The sequence below is a fragment of the Pantoea sp. X-Soil-ISGK-355 genome, assembly GCF_059730805.1.
In genome coordinates, this window is record NZ_AP035972.1 from 1 (window position 1) to 21,548 (window position 21,548).

The window sequence follows — 21,548 nt, forward strand, 5'->3', positions numbered from 1 at the left end:
ATCCTAAGAGATCCCCGATCGTCGCAGGCCGCACCCCGCAAGGGCTCAAAGGGTGATCGCGTTCACTATAATCAGTAAAGTGTTCACTGTAATCAGTACTTTATTCACTGTACCAGGTAGAATGTTCACTGTAAACAGTGCTAATGTTCACTGTAGTCAGAAAACGATCCCTTTCATCCACAGAATGAAGATCCTAAGCCATGGCAGATAAAGACAACGAAAACAAAGCGTTACTTGAACCTTTTCTGTCAGTGACCAAAAACAGTGGCGAAGTTATTCAGCTTCATCCCAACAAGAATAATACCGTTCAGCCGGTGGCATTGATGCGTCTTGGACTGTTCGTGCCGACGCTGAAATCAACCGCACGTGGTAAATCCGGCGCTATGGCATCAACGGATGCGACGAAAGAGCTGAAGAATCTGACGCTGGTGAAAGCGGAAGGCTACGAAAAGATTACCATTACCGGCGCACGGCTGGATATGGATAACGATTTCAAAACCTGGGCAGGCATTATTCAGTCCTTTTCGCGCTATCCGACCAAAGGCGATACCGTCACACTGCCGTTTATCGACTTTGTGAAGATGTGCGGCATTCCCTCTGCCAACTCGTCTGCCGCGCTGCGTAAGCGCCTGGATGCCTCTCTGCGCCGCATTGCGACCAATACGCTCTCATTTGAAGGCAACGGCAAGGCGTATCATACCCACCTTGTTCAGTCTGCTTATTATGACCGTGAAAAAGATATTGTGCGGATTCAGGCCGACCCTAAGTTGTTCGAACTCTACAACTTCGACCACAAGGTGCTGCTTCAGCTCCGGGCAATCTCCCGCCTCAAGCGTAAAGAGTCTGCACAGGCGCTCTACACCTTCCTTGAGAGCCTGCCGACCAATCCGGCACCGATATCGTTGGCACGCTTGCGTATGCGTCTTAATCTCGGCTCAAAGACCACCACGCAGAATCATGTGGTGCGGCGTGCGATGGAGCAACTGAAAGAGATTGGTTATCTGGATTATTCAGAAGTGAAGCGTGGCCGCTCAGTCTTTTTCATTATTCATAGCCGCACACCTAAACTTGATGGCATCGGTAATCTGGAGAGCATCGATTCACTGGATGAGATTGAGTTTGAGGATTAATTCCTGACGTTCACTGTAATCAGCATTTCTGCGTGGCAGTGTCACTTTTATCGTGGCCGGTGACATTGCATCCTTCCTCTCACATTCACTGTAATCAGTACTCCACTTCTGTTCACTGCAATCAGTAACGTTCACTGTAATCAGTAAAACGGGCACGTTTTAAATCATGTCCTCCTCCCCTCTTTTCCTGTCGTGCTTTGCCATAAGGTTTAAGAAGTAAGTGTGTGCTTACATACTAATCGATTAGTTCCTTCCAGAATCGGCTTTGCTGATTACAGTGAACGTTCTGATTCAGGCAGGACAGCGCCTCTTTTTGCTGATTCCCGTTGAGCAGCTTACTGATTACAGTGAATGTCAGTACTCATGTTCATCACGGCTGACGTGTGTCCTGTATGGAGGACTTTAACTTATCATTACTGCAAGCGTGACACTGTTACTGATTACAGTGAATGTTTGCCGACTGGCATCGTCGTAGCACCGACGTGCTGCGTATTCCCCTGTCGGTTACTCATTACAGTGAATGTTGTAGCGCGGAGCTGTCTTCTCCACGATTAAACTCAGGAATGCTGCTTTACTGATTACAGTGAATACTTTGCTGAATATAGTGAATGTAAGCTCAGATTTGACGCAACGCTTTGCTGTTTCTACTGTTTATAGTGAATATTTGTGGGAAAGCAGTGATGACATAATCATGTGCAGGTGTTGATGTCTGCTGGCCTGAGCGTTACCAGAAGCAATGTCCACGGAGGTATCCATTTCCGAATCGCAGCCTTACTATCCTCAATTCCGGTCGAACTGAACTGGCGCTTCTGCTGATTACAGTGAATGTACGGTGGCAAGGTTCCTTTTCTACTGATTATAGTGAATGTTCGCTATCCCCTGGGTTACTGATTACAGTGAACGTTATCGTACAGACTTTTACATCCCCGCTGATCCATTGGGGCTCCCGGACTGCAGTTGTCTGTTATCTCATCAGCTTCCGATGCTTTAATGAACCAGACAGAATTTACCCGCTCCCCACCCCTGACTACAGTGAACGTTTATTCGGTTCAGCTTCCTGTCCTGCTATTTCATGCGCAACTTTACTGATTACAGTGAACGTGATTTCTGCATGGGTATTTGAAATGACCCTACTGATTACAGTGAACGTTTGGCTCGTTCAGCGCCAGGCATCAGCCCGGCTTTACCGCATGGGCTTTTGAATGCGGTTTGTCTTGTGCACCACTCCATAAGTCCTCCGGTAAGCCACCTGATACAGAACTGACTTTACTGATTACAGTGAACATTCAGACGCATCAATGCGCTTTGTACAATCCATTTTCCCTGCTCTCTCTGCGGATCGATTTCTACTGATTACAGTGAATGTTCTGCTGATTATAGTGAACGCTGTTCGCATTTGAATTGCGTAAATTGGCAGGCCAGAAGTAATAGTGTGATGAACCGCAACAAAAACCGTGGTGTTACATAAAAACGAAGATTATGTGGAAAAGATAATTTATTGCCTCACGTGCAGGAATTCTGTATAAAGTCATAAATCCTACATGTTTGGAGCAACGATGGCTAACGATGACAAGCAGGTGATGAAAGTTGCACAGCGTTCTGAACGCATGCTGCTAAGCCTTACCGACCAGATTCAGGCGCAAAAGCAGGAATTGCATGAAAATACGTACTATCAGGTTTACGCCAAAGCGGCGTTAGCAAAGTTGCCCAAACTGACACGAGCCAGCGTTGATTATGCTGTAAATGAGATGGAAGAAAGCGGTTATCAGTTTGATAAACGTGCGGCCGGATCTTCTGTTAAATATGCGATGTCGATTCAGAACATTATCGATATCTATCATCATCGAGGCGTGCCGAAATATCGCGATCGCCACAGTGATGCTTACACCATTTTTGTTGGTAATCTGAAGGGCGGCGTGTCTAAAACGGTTTCTACCGTTTCGCTGGCTCATGCACTTCGTGCCCATCCTCATCTGCTGTTTGAAGATTTACGTATTTTAGTGATTGACCTTGATCCACAGTCCTCAGCAACCATGTTTTTAAACCATGAACGTTCAGTAGGGCTGGTGGAAGCGACAGCGGCACAGGCAATGCTGCAGAATGTCACCCGTGATGAGCTTGTGAACGAATTTATCGTTCCGTCGATTATTCCGGGTGTCGATGTGCTGCCTGCCTCAATTGATGACGCCTTTATCGCCTCAAGCTGGGACCAGCTTTGCGCTGAACATTTGCCGCAGCAAAATGTTCATGCCGTGCTGTATGACAACGTCATTGCCAAACTGAAGAAAGATTATGACTTTATCTTTATCGACAGCGGCCCGCATCTTGATGCTTTCCTGAAGAACGCCATTGCGGCCTCTGATCTGCTGATGACGCCGGTACCACCGGCTCAGGTCGACTTTCATTCCACGCTTAAATACCTGACGCGTCTGCCGGAACTGATTGCGATCATTGAGGATTCCGGCGCCACCTGTCGCCTGCAGGGCAACATTGGCTTCATGTCTAAGCTATCGAATAAAGCAGACCATAAGCTCTGTCATAGCCTGGCAAAAGAGATTTTTGGTGGTGACATGCTTGATGCAGCCCTTCCCCGCCTTGATGGCTTCGAACGTTGCGGCGAATCCTTTGATACGGTCATCTCCGCGAATCCTTCGACTTACGTCGGCAGCAGTGAAGCGTTGAAAAATGCAAGATCTGCTGCAGAGGACTTTGCAAAAGCCGTCTTTGACCGTATCGAATTTATTCGCCTGAACTGAGGTTTGTATGAGCGCAAAAAGAATCACGATTGGCAGAACCTTCAGCCAGACTCCGCTGGAAAAAGAGACGCCAGATAGTCAGCATAATCAGACATTCGTTCTGGCTACGGGCAAGCGCGCCCTGTTTCGTTTTGAACGCATTCCCGCCAGTGATGTTGAAAACAAGACATTCGTCACAATGGAAACCAATGGTCGCGATCAGGCCGGGCTGACACCCGATTCACTGCGGGATATTATCCGCACCATTAAGCTTCAGCAGTTCTTCCCGGCCATTGGCGTAATGCGCGATGACCGCATTGAGATTCTTGACGGTTCACGTCGGCGTGCGGCTGCGCTTTACTGCAAAACCGGGCTGGACGTACTGGTCACTGATGCCGCTATTACTGCCGATGAAGCCCGCAGACTGGCGCAGGATATTCAGACGGCACGCGAACACAATCTGCGGGAAGTAGGAATGCGCCTGCTGGCGTTAAAAGATGGTGGTCTGTCGCAAAAAGAGATCGCTGAAAATCAGGGATTATCGCAGGCGAAGGTCACACGTGCTCTTCAGGCAGCCAGCGTTCCGTCCGATTTGATTTCACTTTTCCCTAATCACGCTGAGCTGACTTATCCTGATTACAAAGCGCTGTTACAGGCGGCTGACAAATTGAGTGAATCTGGGCAAAGCGTTGAAGCTCTGATTAATTCTATCTCGCGGGAGATAGATGTGGTTTGCGCCCGCGAAGGGCTTGCCGAGGATGAGCTGAAAAATCACATTCTGCGTCTGATTCGACAGGGTAGCCAGACGTTGATGAAAGAGCCTGAGAAAGATAAAACACAGGCGACTGCGCTCTGGTCTTTTGCTGATAAAGATCGTTTTGCACGTAAGAAGGTACGCGGTCGGATGTTCAGCTATGAATTTAACCGGCAGTCGAAAGAGTTGCAGGAAGAGCTGGATAAAGTCATTGCTGAGACCCTGAAGAAATATCTCAATCGTTGATTTACATGCATCCAAAAAAGCCAGCGTCTGACGCTGGCTTTTTTATTGCCCGATTAACTCAATATGCTGGAAGATGCATAAAACCCGAATTTCAGGCTGAAATCGCCAGGTTTTCAATAGTAATTTTAAATGTAAATAACTGAATTTATTGAAATTATATAAGCTGATATTTAATCTGATTCCTGTGAAATCGCCATTACCCTGAAACATGTCGCCAGCGTTACTGGCAGCCTTTGAATCCATGAATTGCCTGTAATGGCAAAAGCGGATTCAAATTCTGTTGTCACCCCTAAAGGGTTCTGATGCTGCCTGTGCGTATTCAGCCATCACGAATTGCAAGCAAAGATTTTCAGGTGCTGGTTCATTAGTGACCAGTTAATTCTCACCAGACCTTAGTTCCTGCACAACTGCTTCATATCGGCTGATGCTTTCTCTGCAAGCCCTTTTACAACTATGCTATCCGCCAGCGAAATTTAACCATTAACTCACTGTTTATAATGGGAAATAACTATAAATTTCAGCCTGAAATCGCCACGCAACCTGCTAAAAATCATCCTGGTTACCGCTTATAACTGCTTTATTGAGATCTTAATTGCAGTGCAGCCTGCTAACAGCAAAGGCATCTTCTCAGAGTGAAAAAAGATACTCAGAAAATATCCCTCACTTATCCACAGAAAAAGTGGATAACTTTCTCATCCGGCTAAAATTATTTTTCTGTTGATGCGAACGACATGAGCAGGATTGGACGTGATCGCGCCAGCTATCTGAAATCGGCTACTTCAGACAGATTCACTGTATTGAGTAAACCCGATGAAAGCATGTGCTCAACGGTAGAAATAGATAACCGTGCCACTCAGGAAAGGGACATGACCTACGGAAAGCTGTTTACAGTGAATGGGGAGTCAAAGAGGATGATCGGCATAGATAAATGGCTGGCGAATCCATGAGAACCTGTTGATGCGCAGCCAGCGTTGATCACGGCAATCGTCACATTGCCTGCGGAATGCGTACGATGAGGGCGATAACAGGATAGGTATCTGGTGCGGCAAAAACGATACGAAACCGGGCCAGGCCCGGTTTTGCTATGAATCAGGCTTCAAGCCAGGCTGTTATTTGCCTGACCATCGCATCGGCAGAGATGCCATAACGGTCATGCAACGTCGGTAAAGCGCCTGCAGCCAGGAATGCGTCCGGCAGGGCAATCTGCTTAAAGCGTGGCGTCACATGATTCCGCATTAGCAGACCCGCAATTGCCTCGCCTAACCCGCCCGTGATTGAATGATTCTCTGCTGTAATAACCAGCTGGTTATGATGCAGCGCTTCCCCTGCTTCTCGCAGGATGGTCTCTTCATCCAGAGGCTTAATCACAGGAGAGTGAACTACACCAACCTCAATGCCCTGCTTTTCCAGCACCTCAGCGGCTTCAAGTGCCCGCATGGTCATTAATCCGCTGCTGATAATAACTGCATCTTTGCCCGCTCGCAGACGCTGAGCCTTACCGTGCTTATAGCGATAATCATATTTATCCAGTACCAGCGGAACCTTACCGCGCAACAGGCGCAGGTAAACCGGCCCCTGATGTTCGGCAATCGCCGGGATGACCTGGCTAATCTCCAGCGCATCGCAGGGATCGATGATTGTCAGGTTTGGCATACCCCGAAAAATAGCCAGATCGTCAGTCGCCTGATGGCTTGGCCCATAGCCGGTGGTCAGGCCCGGTAGCGCACAGGCGATTTTTACGTTCAGATTCTCTTCGGCGATGGCCATGCAGATAAAATCATAGGCGCGGCGGGAAGCAAATACAGCATAGGTGGTGACAAAAGGCATAAAGCCCTCGCGTGCCATGCCCGCTGCGGCACTCATCAGTAACTGTTCCGCCATTCCCATCTGGTAAAAGCGCTGCGGAAAAGCTTCTGCAAACAGGTGCAGATCGGTGTATTTACTTAAATCTGCTGTCAGGCCCACCACATCTGAGCGCTGCTCTGCCAGAGCGACAAGAGCATGCCCGAAGGGAGCAGAAACCGTGGGCTGACCCTCAGCAGCAATCGAGGCGATCATGGCGGATGTGGTCAGCCGTTTTTTTTGCGGTTGTGAACTCATATCAGACTCCTTGCTCAAGTGCGGTCAGGGCTTTGTCCCACTCATCGGCATCAACACGGATGAAGTGGGTTTTCTCCCGGCTCTCAAGAAACGGCACGCCTTTACCCATTCGGGTATCGCAGATGATGACGCGCGGCTGCGGTTCAGGCCAACTGCGTGCTGCGTCAAAGGCATTCTGCAAAGCAGCAATATCGTTGCCATCAACGCGCTGGGTATACCAGCCAAAAGCCTGCCAGCGGTCCACTATCGGTTCGAACGCGAGAATCTCGCTGCTGTGACCGTCGGCCTGCTGATTGTTGACGTCGATAATGGCGATCAGGTTATCAAGCTGCCAGTGTGAGGCTGACATGGCCGCTTCCCATGTTGAACCTTCATTCAGCTCGCCATCAGAAAGCAGGTTATAAATTCGCGCCTGTGAGCCTTTTTGCTTTAGCCCCAGACAGGCACCCACGGCAATACCTAGTCCCTGACCTAATGAACCACCGGTGATCTCCATGCCTGGGGTATAGGCGGCCATGCCGGACATCGGCAGGCGGCTCTCATCGGTGCCATAGGTTTCCCGCTCCTCCTCCGGTATGACGCCCGCTTCCAGCAGCGCGGCATAAAGCGCAATGGCGTAGTGACCAATCGACAGGTAGAAGCGATCGCGCTCTTCCCACTCAGGCTCATCGGCGCGGTAATTCATAGCGTGAAAATAGCTGACAGCGAGTAAATCGGCTGCACCCAGTGCCTGACCGATATAGCCCTGTCCCTGAATCTGCCCCATTAATAAGGCATGACGGCGAATATTCATGGCACGCTGCGGTAATGAGAGCGTGTGTGAACTGTGATGAGAGTCAGTCATATAACCTCCAGATTAACGATTAACATCCGCAGCCCGAATGCGCAGTACGCATAGCGCACCACCCAGCAGAACGGTAGCAATAAAATACATTCCCGACGCGGGGGAACCGGTTGCAGTGGTGATTGAGCCAATCAGCCACGGCGAGAAAAAACCGGCCAGATTGGCAATGCAGTTCACCGCAGCGATGCCTGCGGCAGCAGAGACGCCACCCAGCAGGTTGGTCGGCAGCATCCAGAACAGTGATGAGGCGGAAAGAATGCCCGCAGCGGCAATACAGAGGGAGAGTAATGACAGGGAGACGTTATGGCTGAGCAGCGTTGCCAGCGTGAGTCCGGAGAGGCCGACCAGCATCGGAACAATCAGGTGCCAGCGACGTTCACGATGACGATCGCCACTGCGTCCGGCCAGTAGCATAAAGATAATGGCGCACAGGTAAGGCAGACTGGTCAGTAATCCGATATGCAGAGGCTCGCTGACGCCTGAATTTTTTACCAGCGTCGGTAGCCAGAACGTTAATGCATACTGGCCCATCACCACACAGAAATAGATCAGCGCCAGCAGCCACAGACGACGGTCAGCAATAAAGGCTCTCACCGTGCCATGACAGGCTTTCTGCTGATTATCTTCGTCGAGATCGGCACGCACCCGGCGTTTTTCATCGTCATCCAGCCACTCTGCCTGTTCCACCCGATCCTTCAGAACCAGCAGCACGACAAATCCCATAACAAGGGTAGGGATAGCTTCCAGCATAAACATCCATTGCCAGCCCGCCCATCCGTGAAAGCCTGAGAAGGTCGCCATGATCCAGCCAGAGAGTGGGCCGCCAATCATCCCGGAAAGTGGGATCGCGACAAACCACAAAACCGTCATGCGAGCGCGACGGTGAGAGGGAAACCAGTAGGTCAGGTAGAGCAGTAAACCGGGTGCAAGTCCGGCCTCTGCCACACCAAGAAGAAAGCGCAGCAGGTAGAACTGCCATGCGGTTTCAACAAAGGCGAAAAGAGCTGAGATAACACCCCAGGTAATCATAATGCGGGCAATCCAGCGACGTGCACCGACCCGATGCAGAATCAGATTACTGGGCACTTCAAAAAAGAAGTAACCGATGAAAAAGATCCCGGCACCCAGTCCGTAGACCGTTTCGCTGAGTGACAAATCATCCATCATCTGTAATTTTGCGAAGCCAACGTTTACACGATCAAGATAAGCGCAGAGATAACAGAGCATCAGCCAGGGCATCAGTCGCCAGGCAATTTTGCGATAGGTGATATCGCGCGCAGCAGAGGCTGCGCTCAGATTAAGCGTGGTCATGGTGTTCACTCCCGAAGTTAGCCCGCAAGGCGTGCGGGCGGGGCAGGGCGCTGATTAATGGATCAGCATGCCGCCATTCACATCCAGCGTGATGCCGGTGAGATAACCGGAGAGATCGCTGGCGAGGAAGAGCGCCGCATTCGCGACGTCGCTGGCGGTTCCGAGGCGGCCAAGAGGTATGCCGTCGAGAATGGCATGGCGGCGTTCATCCTGTAACAGGCCTCCGGTGATATCGGTCTGGATAAGACCGGGCGTGAGGGCATTGATACGAATCTGGTCCGGGCCGAATTCGCGCGCCATCGCTTTTGTCAGGCCAAGCACGCCTGCTTTCGCTGCGCTGTAGTGCGGGCCGCCGAAAATGCCGCCGCCACGCTGAGCTGATACAGATGACAGACAGACAATACTGCCGCTTTTTTGCTGCTGCATCGTTGGGATAACCGCCTGAGACATCAGAAGCGTACCGCGCAGATTGACATCCAGAATGCGGTTGTAATCTTCGATGCCGATTTCCAGTGTTTTAACCGGCTGAGTGATCCCGGCATTGTTGACCAGCACATCAATACGGCCGTAGTGCTCAAGTACCTGATCGATAGCACGATGAACAGAAAGCGGATCGGTCACATCGGTGGCCAGGCCGAGATGCCCGTCGCCACACGAAAGCGCGCTGGCCTGGGCCGCCTGTAAATCTAAATCGAGTATCACCACGCGCGCGCCATGCTGAGCAAAACAGGCGGCTGTGGCTCGTCCAATGCCGCGCTGAGAAGCGGCACCCGTGATAATCGCAACTTTGTTTTCAAGTAACATTATCCACTCCAGAAGAATAATTATTAGTGGTTCGGTATCGCTACCGGCAGGGTCACAATCAGAATTGATAAAGCGATTAATATTGGCAATGCAGAAAAATTCATTTGATGCTGAATGAATTTGTTGGTTTGATGCAGTTAACAAATCTGCGATTTAAAAATGGGCACACATCACATAATTTCTGTGTGGAGAGGCGGATGGAAAAGCAGCCGGAGCACTTACCTTCAATTAAATCACTGCGGGTTTTTGAGCAGGTGGCCCATTTTGGTAATGTCGCGCGGGCGGCTGAAGAATTAAATATTACCCCCTCGGCAGCCAGTCATCAGCTGGCTAAACTGGAGCGGGAACTGGGCTGTATTCTGTTTAATCGTTCGGCAAAAGGCGTAGCGCTCACGCTGTCGGGAGAACATTACCTCAGGGAGATCGGCCCGATATTGCTGGGCCTGGCGCAGGCCACGGCGCGCATCAGTAATGAGAAAGCGCGCAGTAACCTCAGGATCCACTGCGCACCCAGCTTCGGTCTGCTCTGGCTGTTGCCACGCATCCATAAATTCCGCAACAGCTATCCAGAGTTTCAGCTTACCCTCTCCTGCTCATATGAAAATCTCTCTTTCAGCCGGGACAATATTGATATTGCGATACGTCACGGCTTCCCGGACTGGAACGCGTTTGAGATTAAAACTCTCCGCCATGAAAAAATGTCGGTGCTGGCCTCACCGGCATATCTGAAACAGCATCCTGTCAGTCAGGCCGCGGATTTGATGCATCACGCGCTGATATTATCGGAGTCACCGCTTATTCAATGGCCGCAGTGGTTTGCGTCGCAGCAACTTCCTCAGCCGGATAAGGAGTGGTTATTTCGCTTTGACCGCTCTTATATGAGTCTTGAGGCAGCAATGTTAGGCCACGGTCTGATTTTTGAGAGTGAGTTGCTGGCAGAGGATTATCTGCGCAGCGGGAAACTGGTCAGAGTGCTGACTGAGCAGCATAGCCTGCCCGTCAGCGCCCACCATCTGGTCTATCCGCGTGGATTTGCGCAGTTTCCTCGTGTTGCACATTTCCTGAGCTGGATACAGGAAGAACTCAGAACGTTAAGCTGATGTTAAAATAAATTCCGCCCCGTCACTATGACGCGGGTTTATTTCTGCTGGTAATTATTCATACCTTAAAAGTCGCATTGCCAAAGCTAACTTTTAAATACCGTCTACACTTCTTTACCCAATCGGTAAATATGTTCCATTTCTATTCCGTATGAAATTTAATCAAACGGATGTTTAACTTCTTAATGGCAGGAATATTATGAGTACAAATACACCAGACGCTGGGGAAGCGGGCGATCACGCGCCTGCGGATACGGTACGCCAGCGCATTTTTTTAGTGGTGCTGGTTGCCACCATGGGCGCGCTGGCTTTTGGCTATGACACCGGAATTATCTCGGGTGCATTACCTTACATGACTTCACCACCTGACCAGGGGGGGCTTGGACTGAACTCATTCACGGAAGGGCTTGTTGCCTCTTCGCTGGTGTTCGGTGCCGCTATCGGCTCTTTCCTCAGTGGTTTCTTCTCGGACCGTTTTGGCCGTCGTATTACCCTTCGCACCCTGGCGGTCATTTTTGTACTGGGTTCGCTCGGTACGGCACTGGCACCTTCCGTCAATGTGATGGTGGCCATGCGCTTCCTGCTGGGCATCGCTGTCGGCGGTGGCTCATCAACCGTGCCGGTGTTTATTGCGGAAATTGCCGGGCCACGTCTTCGTGCGCCGCTGGTAAGCCGCAATGAGCTGATGATTGTCACCGGACAGCTCATCGCCTATGTCGCCAGTACGCTTCTGAGCTATCTCCTGCATGATGAGCATCTGTGGCGCTACATGCTGGCCATTGCAATGGTGCCTGGTTTTCTGCTGTTTGTTGGCACGTTCTTCGTTCCGGCATCGCCACACTGGCTGGTGGCTGAAGGGCGTCTGAAAGAGGCAAAAAAGATTCTGAAGTATCTGCGTGAAACGCCGCGTGAAGTACGTCATGAAATGGCGCAGATGAAGAAGCAGGCGAAGGCAGCTGAACGCGGGCCGGATGCGAAAACCCTGATTCGTGAGAAATGGGTTATCCGCCTGATGATTATTGGTGTCGGTCTCGGCTTTGTCGCGCAGTTTACCGGTGTTAATGGTTTCATGTATTACACGCCGATCATCCTGAAGTCGACCGGCCTGGGCACCAGCGCCTCCATTGCTGCGACTATCGGTAACGGTGTGGTTTCTGTTCTGGCGACCTTTGTCGGTATCTGGGCGATTAGCCGTTTCCCGCGTCGTACCATGCTTATTACCGGTCTGTGTCTGGTGATTACGGCACAGATCCTGTTGGGCAGCGTGATGACCTTTATGAGTTCGAGCCTGATGCAGAGTTATCTCGCCCTGGGCTGTATTCTGCTGTTCCTGTTCTGCATGCAGATGTGCATCTCGCCGGTCTACTGGCTGATGATGTCCGAGCTGTTCCCGATGCAGTTGCGTGGTGTGTTAACCGGTGGCGCAGTTTCATTACAGTGGATTTTCAATGCTGTGGTCGCGTTCGGCTTCCCACCGATCATGGAGTATGCCGGCAGCACGACCTTCTTTATCTTTGCCGCGATTAACGTTGGCTCGCTAATTTTCGTGATGGCGATGGTGCCCGAGACCCGCGGTAAAAGTCTGGAAGAGATTGAGTCACACATGAAAGAGAAGTTTGGTGAAAAGCCGAAGGAGGCTGAAGCCTGTTAACCCCTCTACCGGATTCGGCCCGTCGGCTGAATCCGGTTTCCTCCCTTATCTGTACTCCCTCACGTCGTATCCCTTTCTGTCAGTTAAGCAGGCGTCATTCACTGTAATCAGCACAGTTCTGGAGATGGTTTCCGGACATCGCTGGCGATTTCAGGCTGAAATCGCCAGAATCTGGCTTAACCCTCAGATGTCGCTGACGGTTGAAACAGCCGTTTAAGCGAACCATGACCGTTGACAAAGATTGAATCTGGCTCTGCGCTATACTCACTTTTCATCTGCTCCGCATGCTGACCGGGATGCACCATGAACATATCAAACTCTGTGGCAGTGGTGGCTGCTCTGCTGATTGCCACGCCATTGCATGCTGAAAATGCGCCGGTTTCATCCTGGTGGAATGCGTTCACTGACGATGTTGCACAAACCTGGAATGCGCCTCAGCACACCGATCTCTACCTGCCGTTTATTAGCTGGCACGCTCGCTTCATGTATGACAAAGAAAAAACCGATAACTATAACGAAAATCCCTGGGGCGGTGGTCTGGGGGTTTCCCGCTATAGCGACAGCGGCAACTGGAGTGCACTTTACGCGATGGCATTTAAAGATTCGCACAATGAGTGGCAGCCTATTATCGGTTATGGCTGGGAGAAGGGATGGTATCCAGGCTCCGGTCAGGACTTCCGGCTCGGTGCCGGATTAACAGCGGGTATCACCGCGCGTGATGACTTTGGCAACTACATTCCGCTGCCGATTATTTTGCCGCTGTTCTCTGCGGGTTACAAAGCGGTGAACGTCCAGTTCACTTACATTCCCGGCACCTACAATAATGGCAATGTGCTGTTCGCGTGGTTTCGCTTAGCCTTTTAATTTTTCAGGAAAGGATTTATGGCCCGGAAGTTTAAAACTGCCACGCGCAGACTCTGGCGTTCAATGCTTATCGTGGGTTTGCTGTTATTGCTGCTACTGATTATTCGCATCTATGAGGCGGAACGTGGCCCGGAATTACATCGCTGGCACACCTGGATTCCACATGAGCTGACAGTTGAACAGCTCGATAAAGCCGGTTACACCGATTATCTTAACGCTGAACATCATCTGTTTGATGAGATGAAGCACCAGGTCACTGACAAACTGGATGCGGATGAGAAAACTCCGCTCAACCGATATTTCTCCGGCAGCATGATCTATCCGGGCCATTTCACCCAGGACTGGAACCGTTCCTATATTCTGCAACCAGAGGGCAGGCCGCGCGGTGCTGTGGTGCTGTTACATGGTCTGACCGACAGTCCTTACAGTCTGCGTCATATCGCAGAAACCTATCGCCAGCAGGGTTATGTGGCCGTAGCGATAAGGTTACCGGGTCACGGGACGGTGCCTGCTGGCCTGACTGATGTTGACTGGCAGGACTGGATGGCGGCTACACGCTTAGCGGTGCGCGAAGCAACCCGTCTGGCGGGCACTCAGACGCCGCTGCATCTGGTGGGATTCTCTAACGGTGGGGCGCTGGCGGTAAAATATGCGCTCGACAGTCTGGGCGACGCCACGTTGCGTCGTCCGCAGCAGCTGATTCTGTTATCACCGATGATCGGTGTCACCCGTTTTGCGCGGTTTGCCGGGATTGCCGGATTGCCCTCTGTTTTCCCGGCCTTCTCGAAAACAGCCTGGCTGAATATCGTGCCGGAGTTTAATCCGTTTAAATATAACTCTTTTCCGGTGCACGCTGCCCGGCAGACCTATTTGCTGACGCAGGCGCTGCAGAAAGAGATCCAGCACTACGCGCGTAATCAGCAGCTCTCAGGTTTCCCGCCCGTGCTGACCTTTCAGTCGGTGATGGATTCCACCGTCAGTACGCCGTCGGTCATCCGCTCGCTCTATAACTATCTGCCAGTGAACGGCAGCGAACTGGTGCTGTTCGATATCAATCAGGCGGTCAGCGTCAGCCCGTTATTCCGCCACTCCTCTTACACGGCAGTTAACCAGCTCTTACCCGCGGCCCGTCGGCATTATTCCTCCACGGTGATAACCAATGCTGCCGCCACGTCGCTGGAAATGGTGACCAAAAGCGTGCCTGCCGGTGAGATTCAGGAGCGGATTCAGCCACTGGCCATCAACTATCCGGCCGGGCTTTACTCGCTGTCGCACGTGGCGATCCCGTTCCCGGCTGAGGATGGTCTTTACGGCAGTGCGCCTGTGAACAAAAATGAGTTTGGTATCAGTTTTGGTACGTTGTCACTGCGCGGCGAGAGTGCAGTGCTGATTGTGGGGCTGGACTCGATTATGCGCGCGACCTCTAACCCGTTTTACCCTTACATGATTAACCGAATCGATCACCACATCGGTTGCAGTGATAAGCCGCAACTGGCCACCTGCCTCAGCAGTTTCTGAATCAATAAAGCCACAGGCCCGCAACATGCGGGCCTGTGATTATATCACGTTCAGCTTTTCCATTACCTCATCCGACAGTTGCAGGCTGCCACTGGCCAGATTCTCTTTGAGGTGTTGAGATGAGGAAGTGCCGGGAATCAACAGAATATTGGGCGAGCGCCTCAGCAGCCAGGCCAGCGCGACCTGCATCGGGGTCGCATTTAGTGACGCAGCAACATCATTGAGCCGATCCGACTGTAATGGGGAGAAGCCGCCGAGCGGGAAAAACGGCACATAAGCGATGCCCTGCTGCGCCAGCTGATCCACTAGTCCGTCATCCTGTCGATGCGCCAGGTTATACATATTCTGCACGCAGACAATGGGCGTCATCGCCTGGGCTTCGGCAATTTGCGTGGCAGTGACGTTGCTCAGGCCAATATGCCGAATCAGCCCGCGCGTCTGTAACGCCAGCAGCGCCTCCAGCTGGGGTGCCAGAGAACCCTCTTTGGGCTTCGCCGGATGCAGCATACTGCGCAGGTTCACCACTTCAATCACGTCCAGCTCCAGATTGCGCAGGTTATCTTCCACCGCCTGAGTCAGCGCTTCAGGTTCCATCGTCGCCAGCCAGCCGCCTTTTGCATCGCGGCGTGCACCCACCTTGGTCACAATTGTCAGATTCTGCGGATAAGGATGGAGCGCCTTTTTGATTAACTGATTGGTTTCGTGCGGGCCATAAAAGTCGCTGGTGTCGATATGATTAACACCTGCCGCAATGGCGTCGCGTAAAACCTGAATTGCCTTTGCTTCATCTTTTACCGGCCCGAATACGCCTGGCCCGGCCAGCTGCATTGCGCCGTAGCCGAGACGGTTAACTTCACGATCGCCTAACGGATAAGTCATGGTGATATCTGACATGAAAACCTCCTGCGTGAATGTAGATCAATTGTAACGGTGATTTAGCTGTGCAACTATCCGGTGAAATCAGGACAGACTGTACGGGATGATGCACAATGGCAATCGATATGGCGCTGCTGGATGCTGTCGTGGCGGTGGCAAAAGCGGGAGGATTTCGGGAAGCCGCTCGTATTACAGGCAGCAACGCGTCGCGCCTGAGCGATGCGGTGCGGCGGGCAGAACAGCAGCTAGGTATCCGACTGTTTCACCGGACGACACGCACGGTAGTATTAACTGAAGCGGGCAGGGCGCTGATGGAACGTCTGTTGCCCGCCATGAATGAAGTTAATGCCGCGCTCGATGCGGTGAATCGCTATCGCAACATGCCAGGCGGCACGCTGCGGCTGAATGTCCCGGTTAGCGCCACCCGGCTGGTCTTGCCCGGGCTGGTACCGGAATTTCTGCGGCGCTATCCCGATATTCAGCTGGAAATCGTGGCTGAGAGCAGCGTGCAGGATGTCTTTCGTGACGGCTGCGACGCCGGGATTCGTTATGATGAGCGGCTGGAGCAGGATATGGTGGCGATGCCCATTGGCCCCCGTCAGCAGCGGTTCGCGCTGGCCGCCTCTCCGGCTTATCTTGCGGAACATGGCCGACCGGCTCACCCTCGCGATCTGATCCATCATCGTTGTCTGCGTGGCCGTTATGCCAGCGGCATCATGGCTGACTGGACATTCAGCCGCGAAGGGAAAGAAATCAGCGTTGAAACTCGCGGGCCGCTGGTGGTGTCCGTCGGCGGGGCAATGGATCTGGCTGTAGAGGCCGCGATTGCCGGAAGTGGTGTGATCTATCTGTTTGATGAGTGGCTCAGACCGGCCCTGGACAACGGCAGGCTGGAACCGCTACTGCAACCCTGGTGGCTGACCTTTTCCGGTCCGTGGCTTTACTACAACGATCGCCGTCTGATTCCGGCTCCGCTTCAGGCGTTTATCGATTTTGTGCGCGAAATAAATGCGCGCGAAAAACCTGTCAGCTATACCAGCTAAATCCCTGCGGCACCCGTGAAAAACCGGCGTGTCGCAATGCGTTAAGCAGCGGTGACTGCGATACCGCTTTACCATCTACCGTCTCCAGCGTAAAACTTGCGGGCTTTTCACGTTTCAGCGCCACGCCCAGCGCCGCGACTGCGGTCTCAAGCTGTGCGAGGTCGTCGCTGAACGTCAGCAACTCTTTTCCTCCTGGTGCCAGAAAGAGCATCAGCGCGCCGCCGGCGATCACGACCCGCGCGCCCTGACGACGCGTCGGGCGTATGCCGCTGGCATGAAGCGGCCAGCTCAGCATCGCGCCAAACGGATTGGCGGGGTCGAGTGCAGCCAGCGCCACCGCCTCAGTACCACTGGCCGGGGCTTCGGCCAGCGCCCGAAGCTGCTCAATGGTCTGGTGGTCAGCAAACTGCGCACCACCTGACCCGGCAACAAACTGTCCGCGCAGCAGTCGCCCGGCATCTTCCATGCTGCGCAGTACGGGCTGCAATGCCGGAAACCCACCGGGGATCTGCTCTGAAACTGCACTGCCTCGCGTGATCACCCCATAACGATCAAGCAGATTTTCTGCCAGCGAGAGAGCCAGTCGGGCAGGCGCAATTTCCTGCCGGTTAATCTTTGACCAGCGCCCGGCCAGCGTATTGACCGCTGGCCGCCGTGCGGGCAAAGCACCAGGCGTAAAGCGCTGTCCAAAGCGGGTGCGCAGAGTGCGTGCTGGTCGTGAACGGGTCACGCCGGGCGTGGTCAGCAGCCTACGTACCGCAATCCAGCTATCTGCCGTGACATACCCTCGCCACACCAGTTGCCACAGGACGTCATAGACGTCGGTGGGTTGTGTCTCTGGTGCGCCCATCTGCGCCATAATCTCATGAACAAACCATGCGCCGCCGCGGCTCAGTGCGTCGATCATCGCCTGCTGGATTGGCGTAAGAGGGAGTGTGGCGTCTGCCTCCGGCAGCGTCTCAGCAGCGAATTCGGTGAGGTGCAGCGAGATCAGACCATCATTCTGTCCCTGCGCTCTATGTCCGCACCAGATCACTTCGCCACTGGCTAACAATTCGTCGAGCATCGCAGGCTGATAGTCGGCAATCCTGGCGCGCAGGATTTGTGACTCCCACAGAGAAGCAGGTAATGGCACGCCCGCCAGTTGCTCTATCACCCGCAGCAGCCCGCTGACACCCTGATGCGCGTGGTTAATCAGGCCATGCCGCGTCAGCAACAGGCTGACCCAGGCGGCGGGTGAAACCGGCCGGGTTGCTTCGCGTGCTGATTGCAGTGAACGTAAGCGCAACTTTTTGAAGATCTCTGAGGAAACCCACTCCGTTTCCGATGTGTCCGCTGCCGTATCTGTGTTCAGCAGGCTACCTTGTTGATACAGGCGTAGCAGTACCGCATTCACTACGGCTACACCCAGTCCCAAATGAGTTGCCAACTGTCGGGCGGTGAACAGCGTATGGGTGCGAGCGTAGCGGTTCGCCAGATCGCGTAGTGGATCGGTCTGCGTCTCCAGAAATGTGTCGGGCAGATCGTCAGGCAGCTCAGTGCCCAGCGCATCGCGCAGGCGAGCCGCATCTTCAATTACGGCCCAGCGAGCTTCACCAGCGACCGTCACCGGGATCACGCGCCGGGCGGCAGCAAACTGCGACACGGCTTCTGCGATTTGCTGGTGATTGCCACTGAACCGCGCCGAAATACCGGCAACGGAGAGCGGACCGAGATCGCGCAGCAGATCGATAATGCCTTCGGCGTGCTGTGCCTGATAGCGGGAATCAATGCGCTGCAGTTCCTGTCCGACCTGCTCAACCACGTCAGGTGCCAGCAAATCACGCCTGCTGGTCTGGCCGAGCAGTTCACCCAGCAGATTACTGTCGAGCGCCAGCAGTGAGGCTCGTCGTTCAGCCTGTGGAGCATCGCTGGCGTAGATAAATTCTGCGACATAGCCAAACAACAGTGGAGCGGCGAAAGGAGAGGGCTGTTCGGTCATCACCTCAACCAGCTTTACGTCTCCCTGTGCCAGCTGTTCCATCAGCTGGTGCAGGGCAGGCAGATCGTACACATCCTGCAGGCATTCGCGTGCGGTTTCGATCAGGATAGGGAAATCATCATACTGTCGGGCGACGGCTAGCAACTGACCGGCGCGCAGCCGCTGCTGCCAGAGTGGTGAGCGCTTACCCGGATTGCGCCTCGGCAGCAGCAGTGCGCGAGAGGCACACTCCCGGAAGCGGGCAGCGAACAGTGCTGATTGCCCGACACTCTCCGTAACGTCCTGAGTGAGCTGGTCGGCGTCGAATATAAACAGGTCAGCGCCGGGCAGATGCCCTTCGCTGGCGGGAAAGCGGGCTACGATGCCGTCATCGCTGGCTGCGACGGAAGCATCAATACCCAGGCGGTGCTGGATCCGGGCGGCAATTGCCAGCGCCCAGGGCGCATTGACCCGCTTTCCCCATGGCGAGTGCAGAATCACCCGCCAGTCGCCAGTTTCGTCCCGGCAGCGTTCAATCAGTAACGTGCGATCGTCGGGCAGTACGCCGGTCGCGACACGTTGTTCAGCCAGCAAAGCCAGCAGATTTGTCACTGCACGGGCATTCAGCCCCAGCGCGTGCAGCTGCTGTTGCGCAGCATCCGGTGAAGCACTGTTCAGGTGACGCAGAAACATCCCGAGGCTGGCACCTGAATCGGCAGAACGGCCAATGCCCTCACCGCGCCAGAAGGGCAAACGGGCGGGACGGCCTGGCGCGGGAACCACCAGCACCTGATCGTGCGTGATCTGCTGAATGCGCCACGACGTTGCCCCCAGAGTAATGATGTCGTTGACCCGAGACTCATAGACCATCTCTTCATCCAGCTCGCCGACCCGACGAGAGCCCGCCTGCTCTTCGCCTTCGGGCAGGATGACGCTGAACATGCCGCGATCGGGAATGGTACCGCCGCTGGTCACGGCCAGATTCTGAGCACCAGGTCGCGCCGTCAGCAGTCCGCTCTGGCGATCCCATACCAGCTGTGGCCGCAGCTGAGCAAAGGCATCTGACGGAAATTTACCCGCCAGCATATCCAGCGTGGCATCAAACAGCCGACGGGAGAGAGTGCGAAATGGATCGGCCCGGCAGACCTGCGCATACCAATCATCGGCCTGCAAAGGATCCATTGCCACCGCCGCCAGCGTTTGCTGCGCCAGAATATCGAGCGGGTTACGGGGCGGAGCCAGCGCATCGAGGTGACCCGCCCGCATCGACTGTAATATCACGGCTGAATCCAGCAGATCACGCCGGGTGCGGGGAAACAGGATGCCGGTGGAGATGCCGCCAACCTGATGTCCGGCGCGACCCACACGCTGCAGGGCGCTGGCGACTGACAGCGGCGCGCCGACCTGAATCACCAGATCCACCGGCCCCATATCAATGCCCAGTTCCAGGCTGGAGGTCGCCACCACGCAGCGCAGTCTGCCCTGCTTCAGGGCAGCTTCAATCTCGCCTCGCTGCTCTTTTGAGACGGAACCGTGGTATGATCGGACTATAATTTCGTCGGCGCGCTCTGCATCCCGTTCATCAGCGGTTTGCTTCGCCAGGTAACGCGCATTGAGCCGCGCCGTCAGCTTTTCTGCCAGGCCGCGCGAATTCACAAACACCAGCGTGGCGCGATGGGCCATTACCTGCTGCAGAATGCGCGCTTCGATATGTGGCCAGATCGATCCGCTTGCAGTGCTCGCTTCACCGGTCAGGTCATCGGCGCTGGCAATATCGGTCATATCCTCAACCGGCACTTCGATCGTCAGGTGCAGCGTGCGATCGGCGGCAGGATTAACCACCTGAACCGGCTGACAGCCGCCGAGAAAGGCCGCTACCCGTTCAACCGGTCGCACCGTGGCAGAAAGCCCGATGCGCTGGGCGGGCTGTGGCAGCAGCGCGTCCAGCCGCTCCAGGCTCAGCGCCAGCTGGGAACCGCGCTTTGAACCCGCCACCGCATGCACCTCATCAACAATAACCGTGGTGACGCCCTGTAGCGTGGTGCGTGCTTTGGAAGTCAGCATCAGAAACAGCGATTCGGGTGTGGTGATCAGGATATCGGGCGGGCGACGTAACAACCTGGCGCGCTCCGCGCTGGGGGTATCACCGGATCGCATCCCGATATTCAGCGTGATTTCTGGCTCATTCAGCGCCTGCCGCTCGGCGTAAACGCCTGTCAGCGGCAGATTCAGGTTGCGCTGCACGTCGGCTGCCAGCGCTTTGACCGGTGAAATATAGAGAATGCGGGGGGTCGTTTCGCGTGTGGGAGCAGGCTGGTCAGTTCTGACCTGAAACAGCGTGTCGATGGCAGTCAAAAAGGCCGCCAGTGTTTTTCCGGAACCGGTAGGCGCGATCACCAGCGCATGCTCTCCACTGGCAATCGCCTGCCAGGCCGCCTTTTGCACCGGCGTCGGCGCAGCAAAGGCAGCAGAAAACCAGCGTCGGATGGCGGGTGAAAAACGGGCCAGGACCGTATCAGACTGGGATTTCGACATCATACTCACGGCATCGCGCAGTGACTGCGCCTGGAATTAATCCGTTGAGTGTAAGTGAAAATCGCCGTTTGTGGATG

14 protein-coding genes are annotated in these 21,548 nt (G+C 53.8%); 8 read left to right on the forward strand and 6 right to left on the reverse strand.

Annotated features, from left to right (window positions below; all coding sequences use genetic code 11):
• Positions 1-200: 200 nt before the first annotated feature.
• The 3 genes from AC6I8J_RS18665 to AC6I8J_RS18675 all read left to right on the forward strand — a co-directional run bounded on the left by AC6I8J_RS18665 (position 201) and on the right by AC6I8J_RS18675 (position 4,865).
• Positions 201-1,130: a RepB family plasmid replication initiator protein gene (locus AC6I8J_RS18665; protein WP_003855845.1), complete on the forward strand. Its 930-nt coding sequence runs from the start codon at positions 201-203 to the stop codon at positions 1,128-1,130.
• A 1,556-nt stretch (positions 1,131-2,686) separates the two neighbouring features.
• Positions 2,687-3,886 (forward strand): AAA family ATPase, encoded by a 1,200-nt coding sequence (locus AC6I8J_RS18670; protein ID WP_033735792.1) that lies wholly within the window; start codon positions 2,687-2,689, stop codon positions 3,884-3,886.
• Positions 3,887-3,893: 7 nt separating this feature from the next.
• A complete protein-coding gene (locus tag AC6I8J_RS18675) occupies positions 3,894-4,865 on the forward strand; it encodes a ParB family protein (RefSeq protein ID WP_497825650.1) in 972 nt (323 codons plus the stop codon).
• A gap of 1,089 nt (positions 4,866-5,954) precedes the next feature.
• Here AC6I8J_RS18675 and AC6I8J_RS18680 read toward each other — a convergent pair.
• The 4 genes from AC6I8J_RS18680 to AC6I8J_RS18695 are packed head-to-tail and all read right to left on the reverse strand — an operon-like array spanning position 5,955 to position 9,924.
• On the reverse strand, positions 5,955-6,965 hold the full coding sequence (locus AC6I8J_RS18680) for a transketolase family protein (protein ID WP_222925635.1): 1,011 nt from the start codon (positions 6,963-6,965) through the stop codon (positions 5,955-5,957).
• A gap of 1 nt (position 6,966) precedes the next feature.
• The gene (locus AC6I8J_RS18685; RefSeq protein ID WP_150014346.1) at positions 6,967-7,809 is read right to left on the reverse strand and encodes a transketolase; all 843 of its coding nucleotides are present in this window, start codon (positions 7,807-7,809) and stop codon (positions 6,967-6,969) included.
• A 12-nt stretch (positions 7,810-7,821) separates the two neighbouring features.
• Entirely contained in the window at positions 7,822-9,120 is a 1,299-nt protein-coding gene (locus tag AC6I8J_RS18690) for an MFS transporter (RefSeq protein WP_497825651.1), read from the reverse strand.
• Positions 9,121-9,174: 54 nt separating this feature from the next.
• Positions 9,175-9,924, reverse strand: a complete 750-nt coding sequence (locus tag AC6I8J_RS18695) for an SDR family NAD(P)-dependent oxidoreductase (protein ID WP_161736871.1) — start codon at positions 9,922-9,924, stop codon at positions 9,175-9,177.
• Between the two features lie 197 nt (positions 9,925-10,121).
• Between AC6I8J_RS18695 and AC6I8J_RS18700 the strand changes: the two genes are divergently transcribed.
• From AC6I8J_RS18700 to AC6I8J_RS18715, 4 genes are all read left to right on the forward strand, one after another.
• Positions 10,122-11,024, forward strand: coding sequence for a LysR substrate-binding domain-containing protein (locus AC6I8J_RS18700; RefSeq protein WP_161736872.1), 903 nt, complete (start codon positions 10,122-10,124; stop codon positions 11,022-11,024).
• A gap of 199 nt (positions 11,025-11,223) precedes the next feature.
• Positions 11,224-12,675 carry a sugar porter family MFS transporter gene (locus AC6I8J_RS18705; protein ID WP_161736873.1) on the forward strand — a complete coding sequence of 484 codons (1,452 nt, stop codon included), beginning with the start codon at positions 11,224-11,226 and terminating at the stop codon, positions 12,673-12,675.
• A gap of 303 nt (positions 12,676-12,978) precedes the next feature.
• Positions 12,979-13,539: a lipid IV(A) palmitoyltransferase PagP gene (gene pagP / locus AC6I8J_RS18710; RefSeq protein ID WP_222925633.1), complete on the forward strand. Its 561-nt coding sequence runs from the start codon at positions 12,979-12,981 to the stop codon at positions 13,537-13,539.
• Between the two features lie 18 nt (positions 13,540-13,557).
• Positions 13,558-15,057, forward strand: a complete 1,500-nt coding sequence (locus tag AC6I8J_RS18715) for an alpha/beta hydrolase (RefSeq protein ID WP_222925632.1) — start codon at positions 13,558-13,560, stop codon at positions 15,055-15,057.
• A 39-nt stretch (positions 15,058-15,096) separates the two neighbouring features.
• Here the strand turns inward: AC6I8J_RS18715 and AC6I8J_RS18720 are convergent, their stop codons facing one another.
• Positions 15,097-15,951 (reverse strand): aldo/keto reductase family oxidoreductase, encoded by an 855-nt coding sequence (locus AC6I8J_RS18720; RefSeq protein WP_497825652.1) that lies wholly within the window; start codon positions 15,949-15,951, stop codon positions 15,097-15,099.
• 95 nt (positions 15,952-16,046) lie between these two features.
• Here AC6I8J_RS18720 and AC6I8J_RS18725 point away from each other — a divergent pair, with 95 nt between their 5' ends.
• Positions 16,047-16,976, forward strand: a complete 930-nt coding sequence (locus tag AC6I8J_RS18725) for a LysR family transcriptional regulator (RefSeq protein WP_253417904.1) — start codon at positions 16,047-16,049, stop codon at positions 16,974-16,976.
• Here AC6I8J_RS18725 and AC6I8J_RS18730 read toward each other — a convergent pair.
• Entirely contained in the window at positions 16,960-21,474 is a 4,515-nt protein-coding gene (locus AC6I8J_RS18730; protein WP_497825653.1) for an ATP-dependent helicase, read from the reverse strand. The two genes, AC6I8J_RS18725 and AC6I8J_RS18730, sit on opposite strands and share 17 nt — an antisense overlap.
• Between the last annotated feature and the right edge of the window lie 74 nt (positions 21,475-21,548).